A 7856-nucleotide genomic window follows, 5' to 3' on the forward strand; every position below is an offset into this window, starting at 1 on the left:
CCTTTGGTTCATTCTGGGGTGGGATAAAACTCGTAAAACTCAACAATGATCTGATCTCATTGGTGCATCCCGAAGTATGGTATAACCTGGCCAGCAGAAGGAATGATCCCGGCAATACTGCCATCGAGGCGCCCTTCCTGTTTAAGAAAGGAAAATACTATTACCTGTTTGTCTCTGTAGATTTTTGCTGCCGCGGGTTAAAAAGTAATTACAAAGTGTTGGTGGGTAGAAGTGAAAAAGTAACCGGTCCGTATGTTGATAAAAACAATGTGGCCATGATGAAGGGCGGCGGTTCATTGGTAGCGGCAGGCGATACCACCAACTGGGCCGCAGTAGGACATAACTCAGTGTATACTTTTGATGGTAAAGATTACATCGTATACCATGGCTATGATGCCAAAGACAATGGCAAACCGAAATTGATTATCCGCGAATTGAATTGGGATGCCGCCGACTGGCCGGTGGTAGCACCCTGATTCAATTGGGTTAAACCTCAAACTTTTGATGCCTGACAATGAGGGCATTACAAGGATTTCTTCGCAACTTCTTCGCAACTCCTTTTAGACAGCTCTTAGACTTCTTCGCAAATTTGCGAAGAACTTGCGAAGGATTTGCGAACGTGGGTAAGATGAGTCTTTGCTCAGTCCCAAAGAAGTGTAAAAGAAATTCAGCCGTCACTCCTGCTTTTACAGGTATAGATTCAATCCTCTTTCCGCCTAAAAATGCTGTTCGTCACACCGCTTTGCGAAGCTCGTCCCATCAGCTCTCGAAGCCCGTCACATAATTGAAAATCGAATGAATAAGAAAGGTAAGTTTGTAATTCGTACGTGACAGTTCTTTGAAAAGATGGAAAACAAAAGCCTGCCCCGCAAAGCAGGACAGGCTCTTAAAAAAGCGGGTACGGATAATCGAAACTGACTGAACTGACTTGTTGTAAAATACCACCTGCCTGTGAGCCGGACGGCAGATGGTATTTACGGGTCTGGATTACAAATAATATAGAGTACGATTCAAGCTTTCGTTTTATTTCCACTTAAATGGTAAGAACCAGTTGGCCGGGTTCATTAATTTGCTTTTAATCGTGGCTGCCATCCCCGCATTGCCGGCCTTTTCAAATTTTGAAGCTACACGGGAAGCCAGGAAGCCGGGATCATTTCTTCTGATGGCAAGCCGCATCAGGTCCTGCCAGCGGACGCCCTCAAAAGCCAGCTCCAGTCCTGATTCGTTGATGATCCTGTCTTCAATGGTCAGCGTACTGTCGCCGGCAGGCAATGGATCTGATTTTAAATGCGCCCTGCCACGAACGCCTGCATTGCGGTGCCAGGGCGCCCTGTAGCTGGGATAATCTCCCATGCGGGCATCAAAATTATAAGGGTACGCATCGAACGTTTGCTGCGTGTTGCCTACATCGCGCGACTGACCGCCATCGGGATTTGTATCGAAATTATATTTGATGCCATTGTGCACCAATGCGTAGGCGATCCTATGCCGGCCATCCCGATTGGCCGCCTCTGAATAACGTAAATGCAACTGCGCTGCGCGGTATAAGAACCACTTGCCTGGCTTTTCCAGGATATTAACCGGTACGTAGGTGTCTTCAGTAAGGTAATTGTACAGGTATTTGGTGATCACCGGTTGATTGTCCAGTATCTTGTAGGTTAGCTTGCCTCTGGCGTCATAGGGGAAGTTATTCTCCGATTGTACCTGGCTGTTCCAGTTGAGTATAGCGGCCTGGCTGGGTTTTAACAGGTAACTGCCACCCCTGTTCGAGAACAGATCAATAAATGGGTTCTTTGGTTGAAATGCTTTATCGAAATACAACATCCAGATCCATTCCTGGTTATACAGGATATCCTGGCCACGGGCAAAAATAGAGCGCCAGCCGTTGGTGTTCACATCTATCAGTCTTCTTTCATCATACTGGGTAATACGGCCATCGTTCCAGTAACCTACCGCCACATCACTGTTAGTAGTTACCTCGGCATATTTTACCCGGTACATATCCGGATCGGTGCCACCGGTTTCCATTACATCTTTATAGTTTTGCGCCGCTTTTCTGCAATCGTCGGTTGAACCGGTGAAGGCGGAACGCCACAGGTACAGATCACCTAACAGGCATTTCTTGTTGATGAAGAATTTGGCTGTATTGTAACCATCAACAGTGGTAACCAGGCTTGTTCCAACAGGATACAGGTCTTTAAATGGAATGGCCTCAGTTGTTTTTACAAGCGTATCAATAAGGGTTTTCAGATCGAGGCGGGGAAAATTGGCTGCATCCTTTACCTGGTCAACCGTTTCAAGCGGCGTGGTAATGTAAGGAATATTGCCATACAGGATGCCGGCCTGCAAATATACCCAGCTTCGCAGCGCTGCCACATCTGAATACCGTTGACGGTACTCGTCTTCCTTAAATTTCTTATCAGCCCGCATTTTGTCAAAATTCTTCAGGATATCATTGCAGTTCAGAATGATCCCGTAAAATGGCCGGGGATCGGCATATGGATTGTCCTCAGTAATGGCGTGTTCATTAATTTGCTTTAAGGCATCATCTACATTCATCGTAACATCCATCAGGTCGGCCCTTAATTCATTCAATACAACATACTGTTTAGCCAGTTGAAGAAATTTGCCATACAAACCCAATACAGCGGCATCAGCATCGTACACGTTCTGGTATACCTGCTCCTTATCGAGCGCCTGTTCGGGTTTTACATCAAATAGTTTTTTACAACCTGCTATTCCGGCTGCAAGAAACAGGGCGGCAAAAAGAAAAACCGATTTTTTTATGGCTGACATAATCATATTATTACTCCGTTTCAATTAATATTTATAAACCTATACGTACACCTGTTTGTACACTCCTGAACCGGGGTTCCAGTCCAATATCCACACCTTGTCCCAGAATTGATTCTGTAGCGCTGAATTCAGGATCATAGCCCAGGTATTTTGTAATAGTGAACAGGTTGGTGGCGGATGCATATACGGTTACATACTTCAGGAACGCCGGTTTTATGCGCACGTTATAGGATACTGAAATATTCCTTAAACGCAGGTAAGAACCATCCTCAATCCAGCGGTCGCTGAACCGGCTGTTACCCATTGGATCGCCATAGGTCGCTTTGGGAATATTGGTAATTTGTCCCTGTGCCCGCCAGCGATTGACCAGGCTGGGCAACTGGTTGTTGTAATTGGAACCTGATTCCAGTTGCGCACGCATATAGTTGTAAACGTCGTTGCCAACGCTGAAAGTGAACAGCGCCTCAACAGAGAATCGCCGCCAGGTAAGGCTGCTGCTGAACATACCAGTAAAATCAGGATTGGGATTGCCAATTACCTGCATGTCCTGTTCATTGATCTGATTATCGCCATTCATATCTTCAAAGATCATATCCCCGCCTTTGAATGGTGTTAATGGCTGGTTGGCTGGCTTGGTCGACAAACCGGCTGCGGCTGCCTCCTTGTTGGTGCTGTACACGCCATGCGTTTTGTAACCATAAAACAGGTTAGCCGCTTTGCCTGTTTCGCTCAGGATAAAACCATCGGCAAAAGGCGTTACAATGCGGTCATCGGGCAGTTGGGTGATCTTGTTCCTGTAAAGGGCAATACCGGCGCTTACATCCCATTTCAACAATGGGCGGTTGATGATGCGGCCACTTACATTCGCCTCAAAGCCTTCGGTTTTCATGCCGCCGCTATTGGAGGCCAGGAAATCCATTCCCGTAGCAGTGGGTGCTTTTTCAAGCACCACCATTTTTTCGGTACGGTTTTGATAAACGTCTGCGCTTATGCGTAACCTGTCGTGCATAAAGCCGAGATCGATACCCAGGTCAAGTTTCTTGTTCACTTCCCATTGCAATTGCGGATTGGCGATATTACCGCGTACCAGGCCTTCCATGCCCAGCAGGTTCTGCGATACATAGTTCTGACGGGCTGTGTAATTGCCGATATCGTCGTTACCGGTATATCCATAACCGGCACGCAGTTTCAGTAAACTGATCACCGGGATCTTTTTCATAAACGCCTCTGATGATGCCAGCCAGGCGGCATGCAGGGAGGGAAGCAGGGAAAATTTATTGTTATTGATAGTAAGTGCATTGGGTATTTGCCAGCCAAAGCGCGATGAGCCATCTGCTGATACGGCAGCGGTCAGGAATAGTTTATCGTTGAATCCATAATTAACATTGAGGTAGGTATTCATCCAGCGGTTCTTGCCAATATCCCCACCTACTTTACGCAGGCTGGGAACACTATAGCCCACATTCACCAACTCATCTGTAGCTGAGTTAAAACCATAGCCTATATCCTGTTCCTGGCTTTGTTGCTGGTAGCGTAAGCCCGCCAGTACTTCTACATCATGCACCAGGTTGAATGTCTTCTTATAATCAAGGCGGGTATCATTAAAGATCCCAAACAGACGTTTGGTCTGGCTGCCCGAACGGCTATCGGCAATGGCTGCCTGCAGGGTGTCGTTGGAGATGCCTTTGCGGGGAACGAAAAAGTTTTCCCGCACTTTATCCTGGGTTAATCCAAATAACGACTGGATGGTGAAAGAGTTATTAATGATGTAACTGAAATTCAGCGAACCAAAGAAGCGATAGCTTTTATTTACCGCCAGTACGCGCTGTACAAGCGTTGCCGGATTACTCATGCCCAGTGTATCCACATCGGCCGGATTCGGTGATTCTACGCCGTCTTTATCAACTTCCTGTACCGGCAGAAAAGGTGATTTTACAAGGGCAACGTAAATGGGATTAAGCCTGCTGTTCAAACCCAGGTGTTGCGTATTCTGCTCCCCGTATGCAAATGATAAATTACTGTTTATAGTAAACTGCTTCGTTAAATTCAGATCGGCATTCAACCGGGTATTGTATCGGGCGAGGTCGGTATTTTTAACTACCCCATGGTTTTTTAAATAACCCATCGATAAGGCATAGCGGGCAATATTATCGCCGCCGGTCACCCGCAGGTATATATTTTGCGACAGTCCATTATTCCTGAAAATAGCGTTCTGCCAGTTGGTATTATAGTGATAGGGATAATATTGCGGGTTAGCGGCATCATCGGTCATGTAGGGTTGTTTACTCACCTGGTCTTCCGTTAATCCCTGCGATTGTAATATGTCTGACAGATAGGGCCTGTACTGGGCGGAATTCATTACCGGTATTTGTTTAGGCGCGAAGTTCACGCCTGTGTAAACACCCACATCGATCTTAGTGGCCAGTTCTTTTGCCTTGGCAGTTGTGATCATAATAACGCCATTGGCGCCTTTAGTGCCATACAGGGACGAGCCATCTTTAATCACCGTAATGTTGTCAATATCTTTTATATCAATAAGGTTCAGCGGGTTCGAATAGAAATTATTGATGATGGAACCGCCGAAGTCGGTGTTCTCATAGATCATTCCATCCACCACGATCAGTGGTTTGTTGGTAGCGTACAACGACGACATGCCGCGCATGAACAGGTTGCTGCCGATATTAGGCGTACCTGATCTGCGGATAATATTCAACCCATTGGCAGTACCCTGTAAGTAGTTCTCAGGTGTTTCCTGGTTGCGCGTCCAGGCCCCTTGTGTATTGGTTGAAACAAAGGCCGCCGTGATCCGGTTCCTGGGCAGTACCCCCTCAGGAATAACTGCCTCATCGTAGTAAGAATCGAAATTCTCATCGTACAGTTGAACAGATACGGATGTGTTTCCCCGTAAGGGCGCTTCTTTTGACTGATAGCCCGGCGCCGACACCTGCAGGGTGCTTGCATACGACGGAACTTTTATGGTGAACCGGCCATTTTCATCGGAGATGGCGGCAGAAAAATCCGGTACGGAAATATTGATCCCGGGCAATGGCCTGCGGGTGGCGGCATCCAGGATGATGCCGGTGGCTGTAACACCCATGGAATCGGCGCGCGTCGGCCTTTTGATAACAACTATCGTTGTATCCCCGATGGTAGCAGGCCGGGTGGTATCGCCGGTTACCTGCTGTGCGGACAGTTGACTACAGATCAAAGTTGCCAGTGCAGTAATGGAAACAGTTTTTGTAAAGGCAGTTGTGAGTTTCATGTATTGAATATGAGAACGCATAAATAAATTTTATTTAAGAACCGGTTCCAGCCTGATGTAATCGAGGAAGAGGGCGCTTTGATTCTGGTTGCTTGAACTGGGCGCTATATCTGCACTCACCAGGAATATATCGAGATTGCCAAAAGAAGATACCGGATAGTCACCCAGGTATTCCTCGTTGTAAACATTATAGGGCACGTTGCGGTAAGCGAACGTTTTATTATCCGACGTACCCATGGCCAGCCGTTGGTTCAGCGTATTGTTCCAGCGATTGTTGTACGTTGCCCAGTACACTCTGTAGGCAGTGGTGGGAACATTGAATAATCGGTATCGTACATGCCATTTATTTACGCCGTGGTTGTATGCATACAGGTCCCTGAATGTTTGGCCGTTATTGGGGTTATTAAGGGTGCGCAGGTAAATAGGGCTCCCCGATCCGTTGAGCGTACCAGAATAGTTCTCCCCCTGAACGATGAAGGGCGGGAATCGCTGGCGAAGTTCTACGTTCATGTAGTTCATTACATATACATAGCCATTGCTGGTTTTGTATTTGGCCTGTATGGCCGATTTATTGATAGGCACCCATACACCAAATTTCGTTAGCACCGAATCGGGCAACTGATCGGGTGCAAGGGCGCCTTCTATCGCCATATCCTTGGCGGTATAAATGCGCGCCAGGTTATAAGTTGTATCTGCAGACGATGTTCTGTAAAAAGTGTCGAGTTTGGCCCTTTCATTATTCCAGACGGTATTATTCATTATGAACACCGTATATTGTTTGGCTTCGTTACTGAGGTCATATACCGCATTGAGAAATACATTGCGAATAACGGTATCGGTGCCTTTCTGGTAAATGGGCGCGCCGGTTAAAGGATTGATGCCTATTTGTATGGCATTGGTGGTGTCGCGCTCGGCCCTGACATAGTTTTTCATAAATCTCGCCATGTTATTGCCGCCTGCCATTAAGGAGTCTATATAATCCCAACAGTTAGCTACCGGTGCGGCAGCAGCAGTGATGGTGTGTAAAACACCGTTGGTGGCCGGCCTGTCTTTAATATTGATGGGCGCCTCTTCAAACCAGGATGTTTTAACGATCGCATACTTTCCATCTATAAGCGGCAGGCGGGTGGTGTCGCTTTGTAACTGATCTGAATAATAAGATAAATGGGCAATGTGGTGCGCCACAAATTTTTTCAACCGGGCGTCATCGCCACTGAGGCTTGCATCTATTGTTTGCAACGCATCGTTGGTAGGGGCCCAAACCGTGAACGTTCTGTTTAATTGTAAGGTATCGGCATACCCTGTTTTTTGCAGGTAGCTGGTAAACTTGCTTAACGACTCATCAGCTGCAATCTTTTGGTACAGGTTCTGGGTGAGATCAGCATTGTTTATTTTATTGTGATCTTCCCATTTACGGGTACAGGACATTTGTGTAGTAAACCCAAGGAACACCGCACAGGCAATTAGTTTGTTTTTTGTCAATAACATAACACGTATAGAATTTGATAACCGGTCCCGCCCCCCGGTATAACCGTGGACGGGAGATATGTTCAGATAAAATGAATCAACTGTACTTTAATAAACTATAGAACCATCTGTGCCGAACTTGGGCTTGAACTGGTCCATATTCTCGGGAATAAAATGGATCATATCCAACCAGCTGTCATAATTGCTGCTTGATCCGTTCTCGGTACAAACGAACCTCATTTTATGACGGCCGGTGGTGGTGATCTCAATGGTGCCTAATAATTTGGAAGCCATATGGTCGGCAGTGCTGGCGCCTATGTAATAGCGTTTC

5 protein-coding genes are annotated in these 7856 nt (G+C 46.7%); 1 reads left to right on the forward strand and 4 read right to left on the reverse strand.

Annotated elements, in window-relative coordinates; all coding sequences use genetic code 11:
- On the forward strand, nucleotides 1-476 hold a 476-nt coding region (locus tag ACJ751_RS15180; protein WP_407746350.1), incomplete at its 5' end, for a family 43 glycosylhydrolase.
- 547 nt (nucleotides 477-1023) lie between these two features.
- On the opposite strand, the gene ACJ751_RS15185 is transcribed toward ACJ751_RS15180, so the two are convergent.
- The 4 genes from ACJ751_RS15185 to ACJ751_RS15200 all read right to left on the reverse strand — a co-directional run.
- Nucleotides 1024-2796: a RagB/SusD family protein gene (locus tag ACJ751_RS15185; RefSeq protein WP_407746351.1), complete on the reverse strand. Its 1773-nt coding sequence runs from the start codon at nucleotides 2794-2796 to the stop codon at nucleotides 1024-1026.
- A gap of 31 nt (nucleotides 2797-2827) precedes the next feature.
- Complete coding sequence (locus tag ACJ751_RS15190) at nucleotides 2828-6079, reverse strand: SusC/RagA family TonB-linked outer membrane protein (RefSeq protein WP_407746352.1); 3252 nt, start codon at nucleotides 6077-6079, stop codon at nucleotides 2828-2830.
- Nucleotides 6080-6088: 9 nt separating this feature from the next.
- Nucleotides 6089-7546 (reverse strand): fasciclin domain-containing protein, encoded by a 1458-nt coding sequence (locus ACJ751_RS15195; RefSeq protein WP_407746353.1) that lies wholly within the window; start codon nucleotides 7544-7546, stop codon nucleotides 6089-6091.
- Between the two features lie 87 nt (nucleotides 7547-7633).
- Nucleotides 7634-7856 (reverse strand): hypothetical protein (locus tag ACJ751_RS15200; protein ID WP_407746354.1); only part of this gene is annotated, 223 nt, incomplete at its 5' end.

Origin of the sequence: Niastella sp. (assembly GCF_045805085.1) — a bacterium.
Classification (GTDB): Bacteria; Bacteroidota; Bacteroidia; order Chitinophagales; family Chitinophagaceae; genus Niastella.

Bases quoted from the DNA above. Each gene is read 5' to 3' on its own strand.
- ACJ751_RS15185 (WP_407746351.1), bottom strand. From the start codon at position 2,796: ATGTCAGCCATAAAAAAATCGGTTTTTCTTTTTGCCGCCCTGTTTCTT.
- ACJ751_RS15190 (WP_407746352.1), bottom strand. From the start codon at position 6,079: ATGCGTTCTCATATTCAATACATGAAACTCACAACTGCCTTTACAAAA.
- ACJ751_RS15195 (WP_407746353.1), bottom strand. From the start codon at position 7,546: ATGTTATTGACAAAAAACAAACTAATTGCCTGTGCGGTGTTCCTTGGG.